Raw genomic sequence first — 23,861 nt, 5'->3', positions numbered from 1 at the left:
CCCCGTCCACGGCCACGTGCCGGCGTACGCGGTTTCCCCCTGCCCGGTACGAGCGAACGTCCTCACCTGTACAGAGAAGGCCAACCGGTAGACAGCCAGCCCCGAGACAGGGGGTGCAGAGTGGGACGCACCCCCCATCACGCTGCGATGCCCCTACGACACCATGATGGCTCGTCATTTCCCGTCTTTGAGAGGCCAGGCAGCCGACCCGCTGCGTGTTGCTCCTGCTGTCAGTGGCTCACGGCATGATGCAGCTTGCCTGCACGTCTGGAAGGAACACCCTGTGCCTGCCCGGAAACGAGAAGACCTGCCGACCGGCACCGAGCTCGGCATCTACAGTGTCACCGGACCCTCGTTCGCCAAGCAGGTACCTGGCCGCAGCGGCCAGCTCTCGGCCCGCAACCGATACTTCGTGCCGCTACGCTGCCGGAACTGCGCCCGAGAATCGGATGTGCGCGAGGACGACCTGGAACGCCGAGCCGTCACTCCATGCGGCTACTGCTACGCCGGCGTCGACGTCGACCCCGAGGAACGCATCACGGTCACGCGCGTCTGGAACGGCCAGGTCCAGCACTACAAGCGCTACCGCTTCCATGGCCAGTCCCGCACCCGTCTCCACTCCGTGTGGACCAACATGCGCGAGCGGTGCTCGAATCCGAAGTCCGAAAAGTACCCCCGGTACGGCGGACGCGGCATCACGGTCTGCGCCGAGTGGCACAACTTCCTCGCCTTCGCCGTGTGGGCCCAGGCAAACGGCTACGCCGAAGGGCTCGCCATCGACCGGATCAACAACGACCGCGGCTACAGTCCAGACAACTGTCGGTGGGTGACGGACCTGGAAAACCTGATGAATCGCAGCCGCTATCTTCCCGAGCCCTTACACGCAGCCCTTGAGGAGCGCGCGGCAGCGGACGGCACAGACACCTACACCGTGATCCGACGCGCCCTTCTGGCTGCGCGCGCCAGCGGCCGTCCCGCCGGTGGCACCTCATGAGTGCAACCGCCGCGCAGCCGCCGACGCGGGTGGGCGATGTGTACGAGCGGCTGACCGTCGTCGAGTTGCTGGGCGTACGCAAGACAAGGTCCGGAACCCGCGCCAGCTTCGTTTTGGTGAAGTGCGCGTGCAACGACGAGACCACCAAGGAAGTGCGCCTGGGTAACCTGCGCAGTGGCCGGACGAAGAGCTGCGGCTGCCTGGGGCGCGAGCGGACGACTACACACGGCCAGCATGCATCACGGCTCTATGGAATCTGGACCGGTATGCGCTTTCGCTGCTCCAGCCCCAACACCCGCAGCGCCCACCGCTACATCGGCCGCGGCATCACCGTCTGCGACGAATGGCAGAACTTCGCAGCCTTCCGCGCCTGGGCCATTGCCAACGGCTACGCCGACGGCAAGGAGATCGACCGCAAGGACAATGACCGCGGCTACAGCCCAGATAACTGCCGCTGGGTGACCAAGCTCGAAAATCTGGCCAACCGCTCTAAGTACCTCCCAGCTGAGCTTGAGGAGTGGCTGCGTGCTGAAGCAGATCGGCAGGACTGCTCACCGTACGAAGTGGTCAAGCAGGCTCTGGAGCAGTACCTCGGTGTGTCCCGAACCGGCGGCACAGCACCGCGCATAGAGGCGCAGGGCACTGAACGATAGGGCCGTCGCACGGCCCCAGGCCCTTCATCTATGAACCGTGTGCTGGAGCCGGACGACTCAGACCTCGTGATCGACTCGTGGCAGGTTTCTTGCCAGGCTCACTCCCCATCTACCGGTTGGGGACGTATCTATGTACCTCACTGGCCACGTTGAGGCGTACGTCGACACCCGCTCGCTTGCGGTTCCTTGCTGCCCTTTGAAGCGGGGCTCATCCCTTCTTGGGGGCGTTGTCAGTGGCGACGCCTACGCTGAACGGGAGCGGCCTAATGCCTCCCGAACGCGGACGAAGCCTGCCCCACCAGGCGGCCGAGCTCGGTGTGGGATCAGGGCTGAACGCGCAAGATCGAGGAGGCACGATGCGGATCGACGAGGCGTTCGACGACTTCCAGAAGAGCATCAATGAGGACATCGACCAGACCAGGCTCGCCCGGGATCGACGCGACCTGTTCAAGAAGGCGCTGGGCAGCGAGTCCGACGTCACCGAGGCGTTCGGCTCGGGCTCGCTGCGCCGCAGCACCCAGCTCAAGCCCATCAACGACGTCGACGTCATCGCCGTCTACGACGCCTCCCAGCACCCCGGCTGGGGCACCGCCGGCCTCAGCGCCGAGCATGCCCTGGATCACGCCCGCAGCCAGGTCAACCGGCTGTTGGGCAAGACCAACGGCAGCCACGGCAACGAAGTCCGGCTGGCACTGCCGAGGAACCATGCGGTCAAGTGTTTTCTCGACGACCCCGACGACGAGAACGCGTTCACCGTCGACGTGATGCCGGCCCTCCGGCAGGCCGATGGCGCCCTTCTCATCCCCGAGAAGCTCACCCAGACCTGGGTGCCCGCCGACCCTGAGCACCTGATCGACCTCGTGGCTGACCGGCAGCGGGACTGGGAGCACTTTCGCCCACTGGTCCGCGTCCTGAAGCAGTGGCGTCACGACCTTGCGGTCACAGGACGGGTCAAGTCACTCGTTATCGAAGTCCTCGCTCTCGACTGCATGCCCACGTCCGGCAACCGCCCCAGCGCACTGCGTACCTTCTTCACCGCCGCGGCAGCACGCGTCAACGAGGGCGTGAAGGACCCGGCCGGCCTGTGCGGTGAGATCCAGCCTGACCTCGACTACGACGGTCTGCAGACCGCGCTCGCCGAAGCCGCCGAGCTCGCCGACCGGGCCTGCGCCGCCGCTGCGGCCGGTCACACCGATCAGGCTCTCCGCCTGTGGCAGGAGCTCCTGGGCGATTCCTTCCCCGCCCCGCCAAAGCCCGCAAGACCTATCACCGGAGCCCCGGCCCTGATCACCGGCGCGCCCGCCCTCATCGCCCCCCGGCCGATCAAGGACGCACCTCAGGGATGACGGCCACGACCGGTCCGCACACGCCCGCCCAGCCAGCCCCCCTCACGTGGTGGGCCGCCGAGCCACGCCGTTTCGAACGGGACCAGCGCGAGATCACCGCCGCCTTCCCCGACCTCGTCTATAACGCTGAAGGTGCCGGGAGCTGGCACGGCATCCTGCCGCTGTGGCCGTTCGACCGGCCCCAGCCCGCGCACCTCACTGACTGGACAGGACCCACGGGGCTCCACGTCCTCATGGTCTACCGGCAGGCCTATCCCATGGTGCCGCCGCACATCTTCCCTCTTGACCCGGTTCCCGAGCCGGCCGAGTGGACGCAGTCACGCTGGCATGTCAACGGCGACCGCACCCTGTGCCTCCTGCGTGCCGACTCGCTATGGACCGGCCGACAGTCCCCGGTCGACCTGCTCCTGAAGGCCGCGGCATGGAAAGTGGAGTACGCGCTGATGAAGCACGGGGCCATCATGCAGATGACCGACCGCGGCATCGTCGAGGACGACCGCTTCGACCACTTCCTCACCCGCCCTCCCGCCAAGGAGTCCACCCACAGCAGCCTGGCGACTCCGCCTGATACGGCACGGGACCAGCAAGACACCGGGAAGGAGCCTTCATGCTGATCCTCGTCCCCCATGGCGCCGCAGCCACCATCCGCCAGGCCGGCCCCTGGGGGCTGATGACCTTGCGCGGCAACCATGAGGATCTGACCGTCATCCGTGGAATCTCCGGCCCCGACCGCGTGATCCTCCCCGTCGACGCCTCACCGGGCCCGGCCCTGCTCGCGGCCAGCGGCGACGTTCACCTGTCCGGCTGCTGGTACCGCGTAGCTCCCGTGCTCCATCTCTACTGGCGCCAACTGAGCGGCAGACTCGGCACGGGCATACCCCCGTCCATGTTCCAAGAGCACCTCACCAGCGGATACAAGAACCCCGGCCCCAATCCGTACCTCGCCCTGACCTACGCACCGGATGCGAAGGAATGCTTTCCCGAGCACGAGGTGTCCGACATCGTTGCCTGGCGCATCGGACGCGACGGCGCATACCCCCTCGGCTCCCTCGTCGAGCCGCCGACCATCGGCATCGGCCAGATCCAGGACCACTGGCCCGTCAGGGCCCTTCAAGCAGCACGCGTCACGCTCGTCGGCACCGGCAGCCTCGGATCCGCCGCCGCTCACGCTCTGGCCGGCTACGGCATCGGACATCTCACCCTGGTCGACCCCGACCGGCTTTCCTGGCACAACCTCGTACGCCACACCACCGGCCGCCGTCACGTCGGCCGGCGCAAAGCCATAGCCCTCGCCGAAGAACTGACCTCCCTGCGCCCCGACACCACGGTCGTCCCTCTGGTCCTCGACGTCATCGACGACGCCGACCGGATCAGACCGCTGCTCCAGGAAAGCGACCTTGTCGTCTGCACTGCAGACGGTGTCGCAGCCCGCCGTGTCACCGGACACCTCGCCCGCCGTGCCGGCATCCCCGCTGTCATGGCCTGCGTCCTGCAGGACGGTGCCCTGGGCGAGGTCCTGCGGCTGAGGCCCTGGCCCCAGCACGGATGCCTCACCTGCCGGCGTCAGACGCTCGCCGAGCGTGGCGGCATCGATCCTGAACCCGCACTTGATGCCGGATACGGCACCGGCACCCGACACCGCCCGATGACTGCGGTCGGCCCCGACCTCCATCTCGTCGCCCACCTCGCAGCCAAGACCGCCGTCGCCACCCTTCTCGAGCGCCACGGCCACCCCGACCAGCGCCTGCCCGGCGAACACGGCCTGATCAGCCTGCGCCGGCAGCCCGACTGCGCACCGCCCTTTGACCTGAGCCGAACCGGCGAGATCCGATGGCTCTCCGCCACACCACCACACCCCGGATGCCCCACCTGCGAAACCCCATGACCCCGCGCCCCGTCACCGCCCTACACCTCACCGAAGAGGCCGTCCGTGTCATCACCGACGAGCTCAGGATCGCCGACAACAGCAGGGAGACCGGCGGCATCCTGCTGGGACACCACGTTCACGACACGGTGACCGTCCGGCACGCTGGAACCCCCGGACCCGACGCGGTTCAAACTCCCACCTACTTTCTCCGCGACCTGGCCTACGCCCAGACCCTGGCCGACCAGGCCTACGACCAGGACCACAGCGTCTGGATCGGTGAATGGCACACCCACCCCACCAGCCGACCCGTCCCCAGCGCCCGCGACGCAGCCACCTACCGCCAACTCCTCAACGACCCCGACCTCACCTTCCACAGCTTCATCGCCGTCATCCTCGGCCGGCGAGCACCGCACTGGGACATGACCGCCTGGACCTGCCACAACAACACGATCACCCAGGTTGCCGTACACGGCCCGCCGCAGCCTCAGCTGCAAGACAGCGCGACTCAACCACAGCAGCGCCACACGCCCCTCACCCCGGAGTGCGCCCATGGAACCTCTGCCCCCGCCGAGCCCCACCAGCGTCAGGATCACCGGCGACCACTACCAGTGGCTCATCGCCTGGGCCGGCTGTCTCACCCTCCTGCGTGAGAACGCCATCCACGCCGCCAACCCCGTCATCTCTGTCGGCGTCGAAGCCGACGACGCCGGCAACCTCGACGACGTCGTCCTGCTGCGCCGCAACCCGCCCCACACATACACCCAGGTCAAGTACACCGTCAGCAGCGCCACACCCGTCAACGAGGAGTACCTGACCAAACCGAGCCCCACCGGCGGCCCGTCGATCCTGAAGAAGATCGCCAAAACCTGGCGCACCCTTACCGCCGAGGGCATCGACGTCGACCTCGCGATAGTCACCAACCGGGCCCCCGACCCCTACGACTCCCTCATCGCTGTGCGGGACGCCCGCACCCAGCTGCTCCTGCCCAAGGCCGCCGACGGCACCGCACGCTCGAAGACCGGCCAGGCACGAACCCGCTGGGCCCAAAACGCAGGCCTGAGCGAGACCGAACTCCACGATCTCCTCTCACGCCTGCGCTTCGACTTGTCCCGAGAGCTGACCCACGTACACGAGCAACTGCAGCTCCTGATGGCCGTCTGCGGTCTGCGCAACGACAGCCACGCGGCCGACGAAGGCGCCAACTGGGTCGCCCAGCAGGTCCGCAATGGCCACCGCACCCTCACCCTCGACATGGTCAAAGCAGCCGTCGACGGCCTCAACCTCAAGACGGGACCCGCTCACGCGATCCTGTCGATCGCCACCCTCAAGCCAGACCCGCTCACCGCCGAAGCCGACCACACCATTAACTGGATCGACCGGTTCGAAACCGACTCCGAGTACACCAAACGCCGCCCGCTCGCACCCGCCACCTGGGCACAGCTCCAGGACGACATCGAGGCGGCCCCTGCCCGCCTGCCCGGCCGCACCGACATCTCCGTGTCGGGAAGCCTCCGCCTCGCCCCCGCGTTCCTGACCGGTACGGCCTTCCGCATGGTCACCGGAGCCGACGTCGCCGTCCTCCAGCGCGGAGACCTGTGGTCCACCCGCGACACCTACGACGCCGAATGCGACCCCGTCATCAAGGAGTACGACATCGGTCAGGGCGAGGACCTCGCCGTCGGCATCAACGTCACGGTCAAGGCGCAAGACTTCACCCAGGACGTCCTCGAGTACGTCGAAAAACAGAACATCCCGGCATCCAGACTCCTCATTCTCACACCACCCGCCGGGCCCAAGGACCGCTCGGTTCTCGACAGCCCCGCCGCCAACGCACTGGCCGTCGGCATCCGTGACGCCCTGCGCCGACCTGCCCGCACCACCAACCAGATCCACCTCTTCCTCGCCTGTCCCATGGGACTCGCCCTCCTGCTCGGCCACCGCTGGAACCGACTGCGCCCCACCGTGGTGTACGAAGACGTCAGCACGGCCCAGGTGTACGAGCCGGCCTTCTTCGTTCAAGCCTGAACACCACGGCCACCGCGAGCACCCGGCCCCAAGTCACTTGTTACCAGACGGCGTTGGCCTGGCACCCCGTGCCGCCCTGGGCCCACGCCCCGGTGAAGCGGATCTGATCTGCCGCCCAGTCGCCCAGGGGACGCCACGGGCGCAGCCGCCCGAGCAGATAGCCGGCAGCGAGCGCGGCGGCCGCGGTGACGACGATGGTCATTACGTCCACCGCATGCCGATCTTGGACAGTCGCTCGATTCGCTCGGGTGTCAGCGTTGCGGCCCGGGAGCGTTGGTTGCTGACCCATGCGCCGAGTTTCAGAGGTACGTCCCCCTGCTCCTGGCCCTCGCCACTACCACCGTCGCCGAGGGTGATGGTCTCGATGTGCTTGCGCGGGACCTGGAGGTGTCCTTCGCGTTCGTAGTACTGCTGGGCGGCTGCGTAGTGCATGGCCCATTTGTCGGCCTGGCTGGTCCGTGGCTTCGGCTTCTCTTCCTCGGCCGCGGGTTCGATCCCGAGGGCGTGTTCGCACATCCATTGCTGGACGCCGCTGAGCTGATCCCATCCGAGCCGGACCGATCTCACCCATCGCCCCAGGTCCTCGCCCTGGCGCAGGATCTCGCCCGCCGCGGTGGGCAGCGCTTCACCTGCGTCCAGGTGCATGCGGACGAGGTGGAAGCACCGCTGCCACGTGACCGGCCAGGCCGGGCACCAGGAGGGGTCGATGTCCTCCAGCTGCTCGCGCCGCTCGGCCGACAATGCCCCGGTCCAGGTCTCCACCGGCAGGCCCTCAGCCTGCCGTCGCTCCAGCTCCACCGCCCGTCGGGCGGCGGCCCGGGCGTTCTTGAGCCAGGTGCCGACCTTGTAGCCCTGGTGGGTGGCGTCGAGGGGGGCGAGGAGGTGCCCGTGTTCGGCGGCCCAGCCACGTGCCGCGGCCAAGCCCTCGTCCCAGGCGATGTCGTTGTGGGACCAGATCATGCCGAGCTTTTCCAGCTGCGCGACGCGGTCGGTGTCCATGTCGCCGCGGGCGTAGAACCTCCTGGCATCGGCCACCCATTGGCCGAGGGGGAAGTTGGCCAGCGAGGCCGGCCATACGGCCGCCTCCTCGTGTTCCTCGCCCGGCTGGTCCTGCGGCCCGGCCGGGACGCGGTAGGTGAACGGGACGCGCAGGTCGCCGTGGATCCGGTTGTAGATGACGGCTGCTTCTACCCCGCGTCGCCAGTGCTGGTGTTCGGGGTTGAGGACGCGGAGGTTGATGAACGCCGCAAGCTGCGCCGGGTCGCGCGGCGTGCTGAACCTCAGCAGCTGCCGGGCGGGCGCCGACGGCCCGAACCCTTCCCCCTCGCCTCGCCCCTTCCGACCCCCACTGCGGCTCTGCACGCCCCGTACGCGGCTCTGCGCCTGCTGTTCGGCCAGCTGCTCGACGACGCGGGTGTCGTGGGCTCTGAGTGCTTCCAGGAGTTTGGCGAGTCCGTTGTACGCCCTGCTGGTGAGCATGTTGTCCGCCGTCTCGCCGGGTCCGAGCAGTACCGGCACGACCAGGCTGGCGACCTTGCCCTGGCCGGGTTGCATGCGTAGCGCCCGGCCGACGGCTTGGACGAGGTCGGGCATGGAGCCGCGGACATCCGCCCAGTAGACGGAGTCGCAGTTCTTCGTGTCGACGCCTTCCCCGAGGACTTTCACGGATCCCAGGTAGGCCTTCTCGACGACGGTGCCGTCCGTGGCGATCCCGGCGGCGAACTCACCCAGTACGCGCCTGCGGTGGAGCGGCTTGTGGTCGCCGCAGAGCCAGTTGGCCCAGACCGTCTTGGGGTACAGCACTGTGTCGCTAGCGTGCAGCTGCGCCGCGACGTCGGGGAGGCCGGCCGCGAAGGCTTCGGCCTCCTTGACCACATGGTGGAAGACCAGCGTGCGCCGGAATCCTTCTTCGGCGGAGGCTTTCACCAGGGCGGTCTGCAGGGCGGCGAGCCGGGCCCCGCGGACTTCGTCCGTGCGGCCTTCCGCACCAAGGAGCTGCGCGGCCTGGAGCGCGGTGTCGGTGACGTCCACGCATACGACCTGGTAGGGGGCACAGATTCCCCGGTCGATGGCCTCCGAGAGCGTGAGCGTGAAGCAGCGGCTGCCGAAGGGCCCCTCAGGGTCGTCGTCCATGCTCGCGACCAGCTCACCCGGCGCGCCACCCTGTGCCTGGCTCTCGTCGTCTCCGAGTTGCCACAGCCGTGGGGTGGCGGTCATGTAGAGGCGGCGTAGGGAGGGGATCTTCTGGTTGTCGTGGACGATTGCCCAGGGTTTGCCGATCCGGCCCGACGTCCGGTGCGCCTCGTCCGTTTTACCGACTGAAGTCGTGTTGGGAATGCCGCTGAGCTGGCGTGTCAGGTGTCGTGCATGTTCGCGATGTCGGGGTGCTTCGGGGAGGTCGTCATGGCGACGGCGGACACCCAGCACCAGGAGACCAGCACAAGACGGTGACCGTCGCCGTGGACGGCGAGCCGGTGGAAGTGTCGAAGCATACGACGCCGATACCGACGTGACGGCGCACCCCCTGGTTCGGACTGCCGGGCGGCATGGGTACTCGTTCGCCGGCGCAAGGGGGGCGCCGTGCGCGGTGGGGAGGCGTTCGTGTCGGTCTCCGTCGGCCCGATGGCGGCGGCGTTGTCAGTGGCGCGTGGTAGACCTGTTCATCGGGTGAACTTGTCCTGTTTTCCAGCTAGTTGATCAAGATCGAGTGAAGAGGTGCGACATGGTCGAGACGGAACTTCCCGGACAGGGGGTGGTGTTCTGGCCGGTGGGCACGGGGGACTCCACCACGATCGTGCTGGGCGACAACCTGGTCATGCAGGTGGACCTGCGGGACATGAAGGCAGCCGACGAGGACGACGCGGTGGTCGCCGCCGTCATCGACCGCCTGGAGGAGACCCTCCCGCGACCCGATGGCGAGACGCCCTACCTGGCGGTCTTCGCCCTGACCCACGCCGACTCGGACCACTGCTGCGGCTTCGGTGACCTTCTGCAGAGCTCCATCCTGATCGGGGAGATCTGGGCGACGCCCCGGCTGTGGCGCGAACTGTCCGAGGACAAGCCGATGTGCGAGGACGCACAGCGCTTCCAGGACGAGGTCGAGCGACGCGTGGACGCCACCCTCAAGGCCGTCAAGGACGGCAAGGAGCCGACCAGCGGAGACCGGGTGCGCATCATCGGCTACGACGAGGACCGCGAACTGCACTCCTACGCCGAACTGCCCGACGAGTACTTCACCTTCCCCGGCGACGTGATCACCAAGATCGACGGCCAAGACGTCGAGGACCGGTTCGAGGCGTTCGTCCACGCACCGTTCAAGGACCACTGCGCCGGCGACCGCAACGACACGTCCTTGGCCCTGCAGGTACAGCTGAAGGCCAGTGACGGCACAGTCGGCCGACTGCTGTTCCTGGGCGACCTCGCCTACCCCATCATCAAGATGATCTTCGAGAACAGTGAGGCCGCGGGCAACGCGGACCGGGTGGAGTGGGACGTGCTGCTCTCCCCGCACCACTGCTCGAAGAAGGCCATGTACGCCGAGGGCGAGGACGGCGAGGCGGAGCTCAAGCAGGACCTTCTCGACCTGCTCCAGGCGCATGCCAGTCCGGACGCCCGGGTGATCGCCAGCTCGTTGCCCTTCCGCGAGAAGGACGAGAAGGGCAACAACCCGCCGCACCTGCTGGCCCGGGACGCCTACGCGTCGATCACCGACTACGAGGTGCTGTGCACGGGGGAGTACCCCTCCAAGGAGGAACCCCGTCCGGTGGTCTTCGCCCTGGAGCCGGGCCTGGGCCTCGAACTGGTGGACGTCGCCGACCTGGAGAACAAGGCCCGGATGCTGGAGGCCGCGGGCGGGGGACGCCGGCTGCTGGCCGCACTGGGTGCCTCCCGCTACCCGGCCGCGGCCTTCGCTGCCGGTGCCGGCCTGCCGCACCCGCGGGGTACGGACGCCGCGCGCGCCGGTGTGCAGCAGGCCAGGGGTGACAAGGCCGAGCCCGCGGTGCAGATCGGATTCGGTGCCGCGTGAAGGACAGCACCACCCTGGAACTCACCGAGGGCCAGCAGCTCGCCCTCGACCAGCTGCACCGGATCGTCCAGGCATCTCGAGGATCGGTGGCGGCCACCCACGTGGCCGCCACAGCCGACGGGTACGTCGAGGCCCGCGTCAGCGTCGGCTGCGCTAACCTGCCGCCCACCCAGGACGGCCTGCGGCTGCGTAGCGTCGAGGCGGTCACCCTACGGATCCCCCCGGACTTTCCCTTCAGGGCTCCCAGCGTGCGGACCCGGCACACCCGCTTCGCCGGCGCCCCGCACGTCAACTGGGGCCGCCACCTGTGCCTGTACCGCTCGATGGCGACCGAGTGGGATCCGGCCGACGGCATGTACGGGTTCATCACCCGCCTCCTGGACTGGTTCGAGGCGGCCGCCGCGGGACAACTGGACCGGCCGGGCGACCCCCTGCACCCCCCGAACGCCCTGACCGACCACTCCGCGGGACTCCTCGTGATTCGCCACGACGCGCCCGTCGCACGGCCGGACGGGCCGTGGCTGGGCGCCGCCGTACTGCACCAGGTCAGCGACATCAGATGCGACGTCGTGGGCTGGCTCGCCGTCGAGGACCCCTGGCCCGACAGCCTGGAACAGTTGCGGGAGAGCGCCGCGCTGCCGGCCGGCGCCCGCGCCTTCCTCGCCCCCGTCGTCGTCACCACGAAGCACCTGACGTTCGAATACCCGCTCACCGCGCGCGAGCTGGTGGAGTCCCTGGCCCGCGACCACATCACGCCGCGCCTGCTGCTGGGGCTGACGGGATTCGTCGCAGGCCACAACCGCACCCTGCTGTGCCCCGACGCAGACGCCACCGTGTCGACCGGGGACGACGAGGACACCCCAGCCGCGCCGGTGCACCTGCTGCTGGGCACCCCCTCGCGGGGTATCGCCGGCGACGGGCCGCGCCGGACGCACCTGGTGGCCTGGCATCTGCCCGACTTCGCCGATCAGGTCGGGCGCCTGGCCGCCGACACTGCCTTCAGCGGGCATGCGTACCTGGCCGAACTCGGCGACGAGGTCGTCCGGTTCGGCACCGACTGGCTCGACCGCCAGAGCACCCGGTGGATGCGCGTCTACGAAGCCCGGCCAGAGGTCACGGTCCGACGCGATCACGCCACCCCCGCAGCCTGGCTGCGCGGCAAACGCATCCTCGTCCTGGGCGCGGGCGCCCTGGGAGCACCCGTCGCCGACATGTGCGCCCGCGCCGGAGCCGCGCACCTCACCGTCGCCGACCATGGACTCGTCCACCCCGGAATCCTGGCCCGCCAGCCCTATAAGGACGCCGACATCGGCTTTTCCAAGGCGAGGGTCCTGGCCGACCGCCTCAACCGGATCGACCCCCACGCCACCCGTGTCGAAGCCTTCGTCGGCAACGTCACCACCCAGCTGTCCGCCCTCGACCTGCACACCTTCGACCTGATCTGGGACTGCACCGCCAACCGCATCGTCCGCGCCCACCTCGAACGCGCCCGCCGCACCGACACTGCCACCTGGCCCCACCTGGCCACACTGTTGATCGGCCACCACGCCACCCGCGGCATCGCCGCCATCTCACCCCGCGGTGCCACCGGCGGTGGCACGGACGTCCTGCGGCGCACCGCGCTGGCCGCGCACGCCGATGCCACGCACGCATTCGACGACCTGATCGACGACTTCTTCCCCACCACACCCCCGACCGAGCTCTTCCAGCCCGAACCCGGCTGCTCGGACGCCACCTTCACCGGATCGGCCGCCGACGTCACCGCACTGGCCGGACAACTGGCGACCGGCGTCCTCCACGCCCTGGCCGAACCCGCCGACCGGCACACCATGGCCGTCCTCATCGTCCGCATGCCCACCGGACCCAACAGCACCCAGCCGTCCGGGCCGCGCTGGCTGACCTGGCCCAACGACACCCTCGCCACGGACCAGGCCACCGGTTACGACGTGCGCATCACCTCCGCCGCACTGGCCGAGATGCGCGCGGAAGCCCGCCGCGGCGCCCGAGTGCGGGGCCCGCGCGTGGAAACCGGCGGCACCCTGCTCGGCGCCGTCGACGACGCCACCGGTGTGATCTTCATCGACGAGGCCACCGGCCCGCCCCCCGACTCCCTGCTGACCGAGGCCTACTTCCAGCACGGCCTGGACGGCGTCAGCGGCCACCTCACCGCCCGCCGGAAGGCTACCGGCAACATCAGCCGCTTCCTGGGCATGTGGCACACCCACCCGCACACCGCTGCCCAGCCCAGCGCCACCGATCGCGCCGCCATGACCAGCCTCACCCTCCCGCTGGACGACGCCCCCGCCCGCGCCCTCGTCCTCATCGCCGGAGGACCACCCCCCGTCTGGCACCAGTGGCTCGCCACCGGGGACAACCCCGACCTCTACGCCCACCTCGCCGCCCGCACCGCCTCGGTCACGGCTGAGCCGCCCCCGCCGCAACCACCCGCTCACCTCGGCCCCGTGCAGTGGTGGCCTGGTGGCTACTCCACCCGCCCCCACAGTCCCGTCCCCGTCCCACGCAAGGGCTCCCGCTCATGACCCGCACCATCGGCCTCGCCCTGTCCGGCGGCGGCTCCCGCGCCGCCGCCTTCCACCTCGGCTGCCTGCGCGCCCTGCACGACCGCGATCTCCTCGACTACATCCGCGTCGTCTCCGGCATCTCCGGCGGCTCCCTCCTCGCCGCCCTGTGGGCCTACGGCCCGAAAGAGTTCACCGACTTCGACGCCCGCACCACCGACCTGCTGCGCTCCGGTCTGCAACTGGACATCGCACGCCAGGCATTCAAGCCCTCCGCGGCCGCCCGCAACCTCACCGCGGCCGCCCGCGCAGGCACCCGCCAGCTGTTCACCCGCACCACCCAGGTCACCGTCGCCCGCCCCGCCAACCGCACCGACGCCCTGGCCGCCGTCCTCGCCCACAAGGCGTTCGGCACCACCACCCTGGCCGACGTCACCCACCCCGGTCTCGACGTCGTTCTGACCGCCACCGACCTGGCCACCACCAACGCGGTTCGCTTCGGCAGCACCCGCAGCGGCTGCTCCCGCTATGGCACCATCACCGAGCCCGTCCGCGTCGCCACCGCCGTGGCCGCCTCCGCCGCCTACCCCGGGCTCCTGCCGGCCCTGGAAAGCACCTTCACCTTCCAGCACCGCGACGGACACCACCAGCAGCACACCGTGCTGCTCACCGACGGCGGCGTCTACGACAACCTCGGCCTGTCCGTCCTCGAACCGGGACGCTCACCGCACCACACCCAGCACGTCTACGACGTGTCCTTCATCATCTCCTGCGACGCTGGCCTGGGGGAACTCGCACTGAAGGCACCGCACTTCATGCTCGGGCGCCTCAGCCGCTCCTTCGCCACCGTCCACCGCAAGGCCCAGGACTCCGCCCGCGCCCGCCTGCACGAGTGGGCCGCGAGCGGACGCATCGACGGTTTCGCCCTTGCCTATCTCGGAATGAAGGACGACCGCCTGCCCGCGCCGCCAGCCGACCTCGTTCCGCGCAGCGCGGTCGCCTCATACCCGACCAACTTCGCCGCCATGGCCCGCAGCGACTTCGAGGCCATCACCACCCGCGGCGAACAGCTCATGCGCACCGTCCTGCCGATGTATCTGCGGTCTGCGCACCGCTGAAGTAGCAGCGAAGCAGTATGGGATGCCCTTCTCGTACAGATTGCGGTCGGTTGCCGGCCACGGCACCCCCATAGCCTGAGCTGCGCACGCCCCGGCCGCACCCCCCCGCTCTTCACCGGTCGTGTCCCGCCGACGGCTTCATACCTTGGGCATACGGCGCTGCCGGAGAGCGCCCGAACGGGCGGCAACCCGGTTGTGCCGCTCGGCGAGCACAAGCTGTCGTCCGCGGCGGTGCCCGCCGCGGCAGGACGGCTGTGGCGCAGGACAGCTGCTTCGGTGTGGACACGCCCACCTGGCCGCCCTGCTACAGACCTGGTTTGCTCGCGATCTCGATGAAGGACGGAGTTTTCATGGTCTCTCCTACTGCGGCGCCCAGCGTTTCTGGTGGGACGTTGTTGCCGTTGGGGCAGCGGTTGCGCGTACTGCTGGGCACAGAGCGTGTTGTGGGTGACCTGCGCCGCTACTTCGGTATCGATCTGCCGCCCGGCGGGATGCCGTTTACCGGCAGCCGGTTCGAGCATCTGGCGGGTGGGGGAGACCGGCCGGAGGTCGCCGAACGGTTCACGGCGGAGGACCTGGTCGCGGTGCAGACCTTGTCGGTGACCGTTCCGGCGCTTGTTGCGCTGGACCTTTTGGAAGGCCGCCTCGGCGCGCAGTTGTCTGGTCTGCTGCAGGCCATTCCGAAGGACATCGACATGGTCGACGCCGAAGCGGACGTCTTGGCCGAGGGCTCGCCGGCGGACCAGGCCTGGCATCTCCTCCGTGCCCAGCACGGAGTCAACTGGGTCATTGCTGGGAAGCTTCTGGCGCGCAAGCGTCCGCGACTGCTCCCGGTCTACGACCGCGTCGTACGCTGCGCCGTCGGTCGGCCGCCGTCGTTCTGGCTCGCCCTCCACACCGCGCTGCGTGAGGACGACGCCGTGTTGCACCGCCACCTGCTCAAGCTGAGGCAGGCCGCAGGGCTGCCGGAGACGGTGAGTGCGTTGCGGGTGTGCGATGTGGCGGTATGGATGAACCACCGGGCTCTGGGCCATGCCTGCGCTTGAGGATGCCTGCCGTCAGCGCGACCCGAGGGGGCGTTCTGGCGTGTGAGGGTGACGGACTTTACCAACTGTCACCTGGGTGTGTGGGACGTTCGCGTGGAGTGGGCCGGGAACGTGGGGGAGGGGTGTGGACTTTGGACCGGAGAACCGCCGACGGGGGTGGTTCTGGGTCTGGAGGGGGCGGCACATGGCGGGTGGCCGACTGGTGGTGGGCGAGTTACGGGTGCAGGAGATCGTCCGTGGGAACGGTCAGGTGTCCTACACGGTCGTGGACAGCGACTGCACGGTCGTGGCGGAGGCGGACGGGTTCCTGCGTACCTGCCGGGCGGGTACGGATCGTACGTACGCGTATGTGCTGGTGGATCATCTGCGGTGGCTGCGGTTCGCGGGCCTGGACACAGGAGCGGTGTCGCTTGAGGATCTGCGGCACTACATGGCGGCTGTGGGGGCGGATTATCCGGGGCCGTTCGGTCTGCCGTGGCGGGAGGGGAAGCGCCCGTACGGGCACAGCGCGTTGAAGACCGCGGCGGCCTGTCTGAAGGGCTTCTACCTCCACGTGGGCACCCACGGCGTGAACCCGGCTCTGGCGCAGGCGCTGCGTGTGACGCGGTTGCCGACGCGGGCGGACCGTCGGCGGGCGATGCTCGGGCACGTCCTGCACAGCATGCCCGCGAATCCTCTGGCTCCGGCGGAGCGGGTGCGCCGGCATCCGAAGATGCTGCCCGAGGGCGCCCGGGAGATGTTGCTGGGGGCGGTGTCGTGTGCGCGGGACCGGATGGTGGTTACGTGGTTGGCCGACGGCGGTTTCCGGATCGGTGAGCTGTGCGGGCTGCGTCTGGTCGACCTGCACCTGCGGGAGCAGGCCGCGTGCGGTCAGTGCCGGGGGCCGCACGTGCACATCTGCCACCGTGAGGACAACGCCAACCGGGCCCGGGTCAAGACGAAGACGCCCTGGGCCTGGCAGGACGACGCCGTAAGCGGCGGGACGGTGCGCCGGGTGAGTCCGGCGATGGTTCACACCTACTTCGAGTACCTCACCACCCAGTACCCCGCCCAGACCGCTCACGGCATGCTCCTGGTCAGCCTGCACGGCCCCACCCGGGGGCAGCCGTGGAGCACGGCCGCGGCCCGCGGCATGCTGCGCCGGGCCGCGGCCCGTGTGGAGATCGGCCGGGTGGTCCCGCACGCTTTCCGGCACAGCTTCGCCACCGCGGTGCTGGACGCCGCACAGGGCAATGCGGTGATCGCGCGGGAGGCCGGCGGCTGGGCCTCGGCCGCGACCGTCGAGCAGGTATACGGCCACGTGGACGTCCACGACCCGGTCTTCACCGCGGCGCTGGAGCAGGTCTGGGGGACACAGCCGTGATCCCGCTGACGCTGCTGCCCGGCCGCACCGACACCACCCGCATCGGCCGCGACCGGCTCGAACTGCTCACAGCCCTCATCGAGGCCCCCGCATTCGACCCGCTCTTCCGCGACACGCTGATCTTCATCCCGCCTCACCACCCGGTCTACGCCTGGCAGTGCGCCGTTGACGGCTGCAAGCGCATCCGCCGCGTCAGCCACAACCTGTGCAACACGCACAACCTGGAGTGGGAGCAGGCCGAGCGGACGGGGCAGACCAAGCGAGCCTTCATGGACGCGGCCACCGCTCTGCCCGCCGCGCGAGGAGTGGACTACGGCCGGTGCCTGATCTGTCCCAACCGCCCGGCGGTCAGCCCCACCACCCGGCTGTGCCAGCAGCACCAGACCAGGTGGCAGTACGGCGAGGGCGCCGGCATGGACCGCACCCGGTTCGAATCCTGGGCCCGTACACAGCACCCGCTTCCCGGCTACGGCCTGTGCACGGCACGATGTCCGTTCCTGGCCTGCACCTCACTGGGGCTGTGCCTGCAGCACCTGAACCGGTACAAGATCGACAACCGTCCGGGAGAGGCCCGGTCGCAAAACTCACGCGGCCCCCTCAAGGACGGCCAGCCGCTCCCGGTGACGTACGGCGACGAGAAGGCATTCCGCGCCTGGTGCGCCACTGCGGAGCCGGTTACGCAGCCAGGGCTGGTCAACCTTCATGGCCTGTCCCCGCTGTTGCGGGCCGAGATCCAGTGGGGCCTGCACACCCATGCCCAGTCCGCGCAGCACTCCGAGTGGAGCACCAACGGCATCAGGAATCTCGTCAGGCATTGCCGACGAGGCGGCATCACGTCCCTGATGGATCTGCACGACGAGGGTCACAAAGACCTGTCCCGTAAGCAGATGGATTCCGAAGTCCGCAAGATCATCTGGGAAGTCATCAACGGTCTGCGCTGCGTCTACTACAGCCCCTCGGACACCAAGGACGCCGGTTTCCTGGAGACCGATCACTTCGGAAGGCGCTTCAAGAACGCCCAGAGCAACTTCGACATCACCGCCGTACCGCAGCGGTGGCTGCGCGACCTGCTCTGGGACTATCTCGCCGAGTTGCTCCGGTCCCCGCAGTGCCCCCGCACCAGAGGCCCCTTCGACCAGATGCGCCGCGCCGCTGTCGAACTGGGAGTCTTCCTCGAAACCGACGCCCCTGACGCCGGCCACGACCCCACCGTGCTTCGCCGTGAGCACGCCGATCGGTTCGTCGCCGACCAGCGCCACCGCGCCCGCCACGGCCTGCCATCTCTGGGCATGCTCCTGGTCGACGGACGATCCCCCACCGTCACCGATCTGAGCTGCCAGTTCGTGTTCAACCAATCCCGCAAGCTGCTCTACAGCGCCATCACCGCCGGCCACGCCGAACGCCTCGGCATCGACACCGGCTTCCTGACCGCCATCCCCTTCGGCGGCACCGGCATCAAACAGCGCTCCCGCAACCCCTTCAGCGACGACGTCGCCCGCGCGCTGATGGACGAGACCAACCTGCGCCGCCTGGAGGAACTCGACCTCAACGACCGGGGCCTGCGGGACATCTGGGAGACCATCGTCGCCACCGGGCGCCGCTGCAGCGAGGTCGTCGGACTGCGCCTGGACTGCATCGGCCGCTACCGCGGCCTGGCCATGCTGTGGCACGACCAGACCAAGGTCGGCAATTACAACGAGGGCATCCGCATCCCCGAGTCCGTGTACCAGCGCCTCGATGCACGGCGCACTAAGACACTCCAGATCTTCGAAAAGCGCTACGGCCACACCCCAGCGGCTGCGGAACGCCCCGGCCTGGCCCTGTTCCCGTCCCGCATCCGCAACCCCAACGGCCGCCAGCCGATCTCCTACGGACACTTCAACGAGCGCTTCAGGACCTGGATCTCCGACCTCGACCTCGGCGGCGCGTACGTCGCCCACCAGGCCCGCCACACCCTGGCCACCAACCTGCTGCGCGCCGGCGCCACACTCACCCACATCCGCCGCTACCTCGGCCAGCTCTCCGAACGCATGGCCGAGCACTACGTGAAGATCACCAACAGCGACCTCGAAGACGTCCTGAACACCATCTGGGTAGCCGGGCCCGGCGCCCTCAACCCCGGCGAACTCCTCTCCGGCGACACCACCCCCATGGAGCGCGAGACAGCTCTCGCCCTGGCATTGGACCTCTCCCGCCGCAGCACCCCCGCCGACGGGGGATTCTGCACCTACCAACCCGTCGTCAACGGCGGAGCCTGCCCCTGGAAACTCGACTGCGAGAACTGCGACCACTTCGTCCTCTCCGGCGCCGACCTCCTCTACTGGCGGCGCAAAGCCGAACAGTGGCGCTCCATCGCCGAGAACGCCCCCGACGACGCCACCGCCGACTACCTCCACACCGTCTTCGAACCCACCGCCAAGGCCATCAAAGGACTCGAGCAGGCCCTGGCCGCCCTCGGCATCCTCGATGAAGCCCTGGCCCTCGACCTGCGGCGCCCCCAGGACTACTTCCACCGCACCTGGAGCACCGCCTTCCGCGCCCGCGACCTCGCAGCACTGCAGGACCCCGCCGACGCCACAGGGCAGCCATGAGCACTCGCCGCACAGACGCAGCCGTACGAGCCCGCCGCCAAGCCACCCAAGAGATGCTTCAACGCCTGCAGACTGCCCTGGCAGCAATGACACGCGACCACACGCCTGTCACCGTCGCAGCCCTTGCCCGTACCGCCCGCGTCTCACGCACCTTCCTCTATCAAAACCAGCAGGCCAGAGCCCTGATCGAGCGGGCCAATCGAGCAAGCAGACCCCATCCCGGAGTCTCCAACAACGGCAGCCGCGCACAGCCCGCCTGGAAGGAACGCGCACTCAACGCCGAAGACGCACTCGCCCAAGCCCAGCGCGAAATCCGCACCCAGCGCACCCGCATCGCAGAGCTCCTCGGCAAGATCCGCGACCTCGAACACGATCTACCCGAAGGTTCACTTCAGCGCATCGTCACGGAGAACACCACGCTGAAGCAGCACGTACGACAGCTCACCCAGGACAACCAGCAGCTTCAAGAGCGCCTGACCAGCGCACGCCAGAACAACCGCTTCATGGACAAACGCATCGCCGACCTCGAAGCCCAACTCGCCCCGTACCTCACCACCCCGCCCCCGCGCCCCTGACCCAGTCTCGGATCATCACCGAACCTTGCCGACGACCGTTAGATCCAGTCGATGCCCAGCGCCGCGAGCGCGTCGCGCTGCTCCTGGCCGAGTCTGTCGCGTCGGGTCTTGGTGTTGGAAACCCATACGCCCAGCTTCACCGCCATTGGTTCAGCCTCGCCGTCGACTGCGATCTCCTCAGCGTGGCCGCGCGGTACCGGCCGGTCCACGCCTTCCCGTTCGATCCATTGTGTGAGGGCTGTGAGTCCGCGTTGGAATGCCTGCTGCGCCTTGCTCGGCCCCTTCGTTGAACGCGCGGCCGCCTGGGCGGCAGGCGGGGCTTGGTCGGGTTGTACGCCCAGCCTGGACAGTCGTTCTTGCTGCTCGGCGGAGAGTTGTGTCCAGGTGGCGGGCTTGCGCTGCTGCTGGAGCCATCGTCCGATGTCGTCGCCCTCGAACAGCACCCCGGGGTCGATGGTCGGCAGGACGCCATCGGCCTCGTCGGCGGCGAGGTCGGCGAGCACTCGGTGGTGGCGTTGCCAGTCGAGGGGCCAGGGGCAGTTCCAGTCCTCATCGATCTCCGCGAGTTGTGCCGCGCGTGCGGCGGCCCGTTCCGGGTCCTTCCCGAGGCCGCCTTTGCGGCGGAGGTTGGCCAGGTGCTGTCCGATCGGCACCATCGCCTTGCCCTCGCTCCACATCGCGTCTTGTCGGGGTGCGAGGTGCCCGTGCGCGCGCCGGTAGGAGCGGAGTGCGGCGAGTTTGTTCTCCCATGCTTCGTCGCCTGGTTCCCAGACCATTCCGGCTTCGTCGAGGAGGGTTTTGCGGTGGGTGTCGAGTTCTCCGGCCCGTAGTGCTTTTCGCTGTTGGTGGACCCATCGCCCAAGCGGAAACGCCTTCGTCGTGCCGGCCTCGGTCTCGACGTCATAGGCGACGGAGTGCAGGCCAGTGATCCTGTTCTCGGTACGCCAACGGATGAGGGCTTGGTAGCCCTCGAGCCAGACGAGGGACTGGGGGCGGATGACGCGGCAGCGGGTGAGGGCGGCGATGTCGGCGGCGTCGCGGGGGGAGGCGAAGTTGACCATGACCGAGGTGACCCGGTCGACCTCCTGCTGCGCCGCGCTGCTCTCCGCGGGCATGTCCCCGTTCTCCGCGCCGGCCGCGGGGGCGGGGTGGACGTGGATGCGCCGCCGTTCGGTGCCGCGGGTCAGGGCGCGGGAGGCGAGCTGGTCGACCATGCGTTCCGAGTGTGAGCGCAGGGCTTGGAGGATGTCGACCAGGGGCTGGTAGCTGGAGGAGGCGACCATGTCCTTCGGGTCCTCCCCGGGCTGGAGGAAGACGGGGATGATGATCCGCGCCGTCTTCACGCTGCCGTCCGGATTCGGGCGCAGAGCGCGTCCGATGTTCTGGACGATGTCGACCTGGGAGCTGCGCGAGCCGACGATGCACACCGCCTCGACCCCGCGCAGTCCGGTGATGTCGACCCCCACCCCGAGGGCCCGTACCGAGGAGAGGAACGCCCGGTGCACGCGCCGGTTGTGGGCGTCGATGCCGTTGGCGAACCGGTGGATCACCGCACGCCGGTGGGCGATGGGATGGTCCCCGCACAGCCAGTCCGCCCACACCCGGTCCGGGGGCACGTGGCGGCCCGGCTCGAGTTCGTACAGCTCTGCGTCGATCGACGACGCGGGCAGCTCCTCCGCACCTACCAGCGCTGCCGCCGAGGCCTCGGCGGCATACAGCTCGGCGGCCGTCGCCGGCATCTGCTCGGCGAACGCGGCCGCCTCCTCGACCCGCTGGTGGAACACCATGGTGGTGTGCAGATTCTGCTGCGCCGCGTGCTCCAGCAGTGCGGCCTGGAGCAGGGCCATGCGCCGGCCGCGCAGCGCGTCCTCGGACAGGCTGAGGATCGGGTCGGGGTCGCGGATCTCGAGCACGTCGATCTCGAACCCCGCAAGGATCGAGCGTTCTACCGCCTCCGCCAGCCCAAGATCGAAAATCCGGGTGCCGTAGGTGCTGGAGTCGTCCTCCATCGACGCGATGACCAGCTCCCGGCCGTCCCGCCCGCGCTGCGGCCGGGGCGCGGCGAGGATCCTGGGGGTGGCGGTCAGGTAGAGCCGGAAGTCGACAGGGATCCGGCTGTTGTCGTGGATCGCCGCCCACGGCCGCCCCATGTCCCCCGCGGTCATGTGCCCCTCGTCCAGAATGGCCAGGTCAAACGACGCCATCCGCTGCCCATACAGCCGCTCCCCGCCCGCCAGAGCCGACTCCAACGGCCCAGGGACAGTCCGGCGACCAGTGACGTCAGCGGGGTCCTCGCGGTCCACGAGGGAGGCGTACGTGGCGAACACGACCACCGGACCGCTCCCGGCCCACAGGGCGAGCTGGATCGGGTTGGTGGTGGTGCGCACGCCGAGCTGCTCCAGGACCTCGTCCTTGTCTACCGAGCAGACGGCGACCATCGGCGCCCGGTGCCCGACCCGCCGCCAGGACTGGGCACTCTGCACGATCAGGTCCAGGGTGGGCACCATGACGAGGATCCGCCCCTCCGGGAAGTACTCCAGAGCGCACACAGCTGTGGTGATCGTCTTCCCGGACCCCGTCGCGGACACCCCCATGGCCCGCACCCCCTCAGGAGGAACAGACGATCTTGCAGGGAATCCAACCCACTTTCGGAAGGCCGACTTTTGGTCAACCTGATGTTCCCTGAGAGAGATTCCCTGCATTTCCGTTTTCCTTTTTGGAGGAGGCTCGGGTAGCGGTGATATTTCAGGGCTCAGCCCGTGGGGCCGAGGCCCTGAAGTCCCCATTCGTCGAGTCCGGCGTAGATGGTGGCGGTGAGGCATTGAGGTGCGTCCATGACTTCGGCTTCGCCGCGGTAGACGGCGACCAGCGAGTCGGTACCGCGCCACCAGGTGTCCGCAAGGCCGGCAACCTCCGGTACGGCCTCGAACCCGTCGAGCACGAGCTCGTCCACGGCAGCGCCCTTCAGCGTCGTGGTCGTGCGAGCCCAGTTACGGGCGTGGTCCGCCAGAGCCAGAGCCTCCACCCACCCCTCGACACTGGCGTGCAGCGGCACCCACTTCCCGGCGTGAAGACCGAACTCCCCGTTCGGGCCGATCATGAACGAGTAGGGAAGAGCCGTACGCTGCATGCCGGCTTCGAAGTGCCAGTCAGGATCCGGCCCCTCGGGTACATCCCCGCTGAGCGTCCGCGGCCCTCCGTCATAGTGAGGAGAAGGAGGAAGGGCCAGACCGCCCCAGACAGCCTCGAAGGCGGCCACCCGATCGATCTGAGCCGCAGGGACCCCGTGCTCTGCCCACCGAACCCTGTACCGCTCCACATCGTGGCGACCGGTCCAGTATCCATGAGACCGGATGAAGCCTTTCGCCCTGCGTGTGAGCCCCGCAGGAATATCTGCGTCGATCGCCATTTCCCCACCCTAGCGTACGCCCTGTTTTCGCCAACTCTACATGATGCATCAGATGATGCAGTTAACACTACCGGAACCGGGCACACACGCAGACCCCCGCCCCTCCCAGCCAGCGAGGCCCGCGCCAGCGGGCCTCGGGCCCCTGGAGGCGCAGCCGGAAGGGCCCTTGAGGCGGGGGAGCGCAGCGGACCCGCCGACCCTGGGCTGAGCGAAGCGAAGCCCAGGAACAGCGGGGCAAAGCCCCGCAGCTCCGGAAGCGCAGCGGACGGAGCGTCACCAGGCTTGCGAAGAAAGCCTGGTGAGTGGGACGCGCAGCATCCCACCAGTG

Annotated in this window: 19 protein-coding genes; 14 read left to right on the top strand and 5 right to left on the bottom strand. The window is 68.9% G+C overall.

Features of this window, described 5'->3' with window-relative positions; translation table 11 throughout:
* Positions 1-283 precede the first annotated feature (283 nt).
* The 7 genes from ACWGH0_RS26155 (at position 284) to ACWGH0_RS26125 (ending at position 6,885) form a co-directional block, all read left to right on the top strand.
* The gene (locus ACWGH0_RS26155; protein ID WP_453406685.1) at positions 284-994 is read left to right on the top strand and encodes a hypothetical protein; all 711 of its coding nucleotides are present in this window, start codon (positions 284-286) and stop codon (positions 992-994) included.
* Positions 991-1,647 carry a hypothetical protein gene (locus ACWGH0_RS26150; RefSeq protein WP_453406684.1) on the top strand — a complete coding sequence of 219 codons (657 nt, stop codon included), beginning with the start codon at positions 991-993 and terminating at the stop codon, positions 1,645-1,647. Before ACWGH0_RS26155 ends, ACWGH0_RS26150 begins: the two co-directional genes overlap by 4 nt.
* 356 nt (positions 1,648-2,003) lie before the next feature.
* Positions 2,004-2,993 carry a hypothetical protein gene (locus tag ACWGH0_RS26145; RefSeq protein ID WP_453406683.1) on the top strand — a complete coding sequence of 330 codons (990 nt, stop codon included), beginning with the start codon at positions 2,004-2,006 and terminating at the stop codon, positions 2,991-2,993.
* Positions 2,990-3,607, top strand: a complete 618-nt coding sequence (locus tag ACWGH0_RS26140) for a hypothetical protein (protein WP_453406682.1) — start codon at positions 2,990-2,992, stop codon at positions 3,605-3,607. Before ACWGH0_RS26145 ends, ACWGH0_RS26140 begins: the two co-directional genes overlap by 4 nt.
* Positions 3,601-4,878: a HesA/MoeB/ThiF family protein gene (locus ACWGH0_RS26135; protein WP_453406681.1), complete on the top strand. Its 1,278-nt coding sequence runs from the start codon at positions 3,601-3,603 to the stop codon at positions 4,876-4,878. The genes ACWGH0_RS26140 and ACWGH0_RS26135 overlap by 7 nt, the downstream gene beginning before the upstream one ends.
* Positions 4,875-5,510: a Mov34/MPN/PAD-1 family protein gene (locus tag ACWGH0_RS26130; RefSeq protein WP_453406680.1), complete on the top strand. Its 636-nt coding sequence runs from the start codon at positions 4,875-4,877 to the stop codon at positions 5,508-5,510. The genes ACWGH0_RS26135 and ACWGH0_RS26130 overlap by 4 nt, the downstream gene beginning before the upstream one ends.
* Entirely contained in the window at positions 5,410-6,885 is a 1,476-nt protein-coding gene (locus ACWGH0_RS26125; RefSeq protein ID WP_453406679.1) for an SAVED domain-containing protein, read from the top strand. The genes ACWGH0_RS26130 and ACWGH0_RS26125 overlap by 101 nt, the downstream gene beginning before the upstream one ends.
* Before the next feature lie 40 nt (positions 6,886-6,925).
* On the opposite strand, the gene ACWGH0_RS26120 is transcribed toward ACWGH0_RS26125, so the two are convergent.
* The 3 genes from ACWGH0_RS26120 to ACWGH0_RS26110 all read right to left on the bottom strand — a co-directional run bounded on the left by ACWGH0_RS26120 (position 6,926) and on the right by ACWGH0_RS26110 (position 9,377).
* Positions 6,926-7,087, bottom strand: a complete 162-nt coding sequence (locus ACWGH0_RS26120) for a hypothetical protein (protein ID WP_453406678.1) — start codon at positions 7,085-7,087, stop codon at positions 6,926-6,928.
* Positions 7,087-9,102, bottom strand: a complete 2,016-nt coding sequence (locus ACWGH0_RS26115) for a Helicase associated domain protein (protein ID WP_453406677.1) — start codon at positions 9,100-9,102, stop codon at positions 7,087-7,089. The genes ACWGH0_RS26120 and ACWGH0_RS26115 overlap by 1 nt, the downstream gene beginning before the upstream one ends.
* A 137-nt stretch (positions 9,103-9,239) precedes the next feature.
* Positions 9,240-9,377 carry a hypothetical protein gene (locus tag ACWGH0_RS26110; protein ID WP_453406676.1) on the bottom strand — a complete coding sequence of 46 codons (138 nt, stop codon included), beginning with the start codon at positions 9,375-9,377 and terminating at the stop codon, positions 9,240-9,242.
* 230 nt (positions 9,378-9,607) lie between these two features.
* Here ACWGH0_RS26110 and ACWGH0_RS26105 point away from each other — a divergent pair, with 230 nt between their 5' ends.
* From ACWGH0_RS26105 to ACWGH0_RS26075, 7 genes are all read left to right on the top strand, one after another.
* The gene (locus tag ACWGH0_RS26105; RefSeq protein WP_453406675.1) at positions 9,608-10,912 is read left to right on the top strand and encodes a hypothetical protein; all 1,305 of its coding nucleotides are present in this window, start codon (positions 9,608-9,610) and stop codon (positions 10,910-10,912) included.
* Positions 10,909-13,452: a ThiF family adenylyltransferase gene (locus ACWGH0_RS26100; protein WP_453406674.1), complete on the top strand. Its 2,544-nt coding sequence runs from the start codon at positions 10,909-10,911 to the stop codon at positions 13,450-13,452. Before ACWGH0_RS26105 ends, ACWGH0_RS26100 begins: the two co-directional genes overlap by 4 nt.
* Positions 13,449-14,549: a patatin-like phospholipase family protein gene (locus ACWGH0_RS26095; protein WP_453406673.1), complete on the top strand. Its 1,101-nt coding sequence runs from the start codon at positions 13,449-13,451 to the stop codon at positions 14,547-14,549. The genes ACWGH0_RS26100 and ACWGH0_RS26095 overlap by 4 nt, the downstream gene beginning before the upstream one ends.
* Positions 14,550-14,866: 317 nt before the next feature.
* A complete protein-coding gene (locus ACWGH0_RS26090; protein WP_453406672.1) occupies positions 14,867-15,595 on the top strand; it encodes a DUF6308 family protein in 729 nt (242 codons plus the stop codon).
* Between the two features lie 184 nt (positions 15,596-15,779).
* The gene (locus ACWGH0_RS26085; protein ID WP_453406671.1) at positions 15,780-16,958 is read left to right on the top strand and encodes a tyrosine-type recombinase/integrase; all 1,179 of its coding nucleotides are present in this window, start codon (positions 15,780-15,782) and stop codon (positions 16,956-16,958) included.
* The gene (locus ACWGH0_RS26080; RefSeq protein WP_453406670.1) at positions 16,955-19,549 is read left to right on the top strand and encodes a tyrosine-type recombinase/integrase; all 2,595 of its coding nucleotides are present in this window, start codon (positions 16,955-16,957) and stop codon (positions 19,547-19,549) included. Before ACWGH0_RS26085 ends, ACWGH0_RS26080 begins: the two co-directional genes overlap by 4 nt.
* Complete coding sequence (locus ACWGH0_RS26075) at positions 19,546-20,124, top strand: DUF6262 family protein (protein WP_453406669.1); 579 nt, start codon at positions 19,546-19,548, stop codon at positions 20,122-20,124. Before ACWGH0_RS26080 ends, ACWGH0_RS26075 begins: the two co-directional genes overlap by 4 nt.
* Positions 20,125-20,162: 38 nt before the next feature.
* Here the strand turns inward: ACWGH0_RS26075 and ACWGH0_RS26070 are convergent, their stop codons facing one another.
* Positions 20,163-22,826 (bottom strand): Helicase associated domain protein, encoded by a 2,664-nt coding sequence (locus ACWGH0_RS26070; RefSeq protein WP_453406668.1) that lies wholly within the window; start codon positions 22,824-22,826, stop codon positions 20,163-20,165.
* Positions 22,827-22,876: 50 nt separating this feature from the next.
* Positions 22,877-23,254 (bottom strand): hypothetical protein, encoded by a 378-nt coding sequence (locus ACWGH0_RS26065; protein ID WP_453406667.1) that lies wholly within the window; start codon positions 23,252-23,254, stop codon positions 22,877-22,879.
* Positions 23,255-23,861 lie beyond the last annotated feature (607 nt).

This window comes from Streptomyces sp. NPDC054887 (assembly GCF_053610585.1).
Note: the sequence above shows the minus strand (reverse complement) of the source record. Positions and strands in the feature narration are given on the sequence as shown.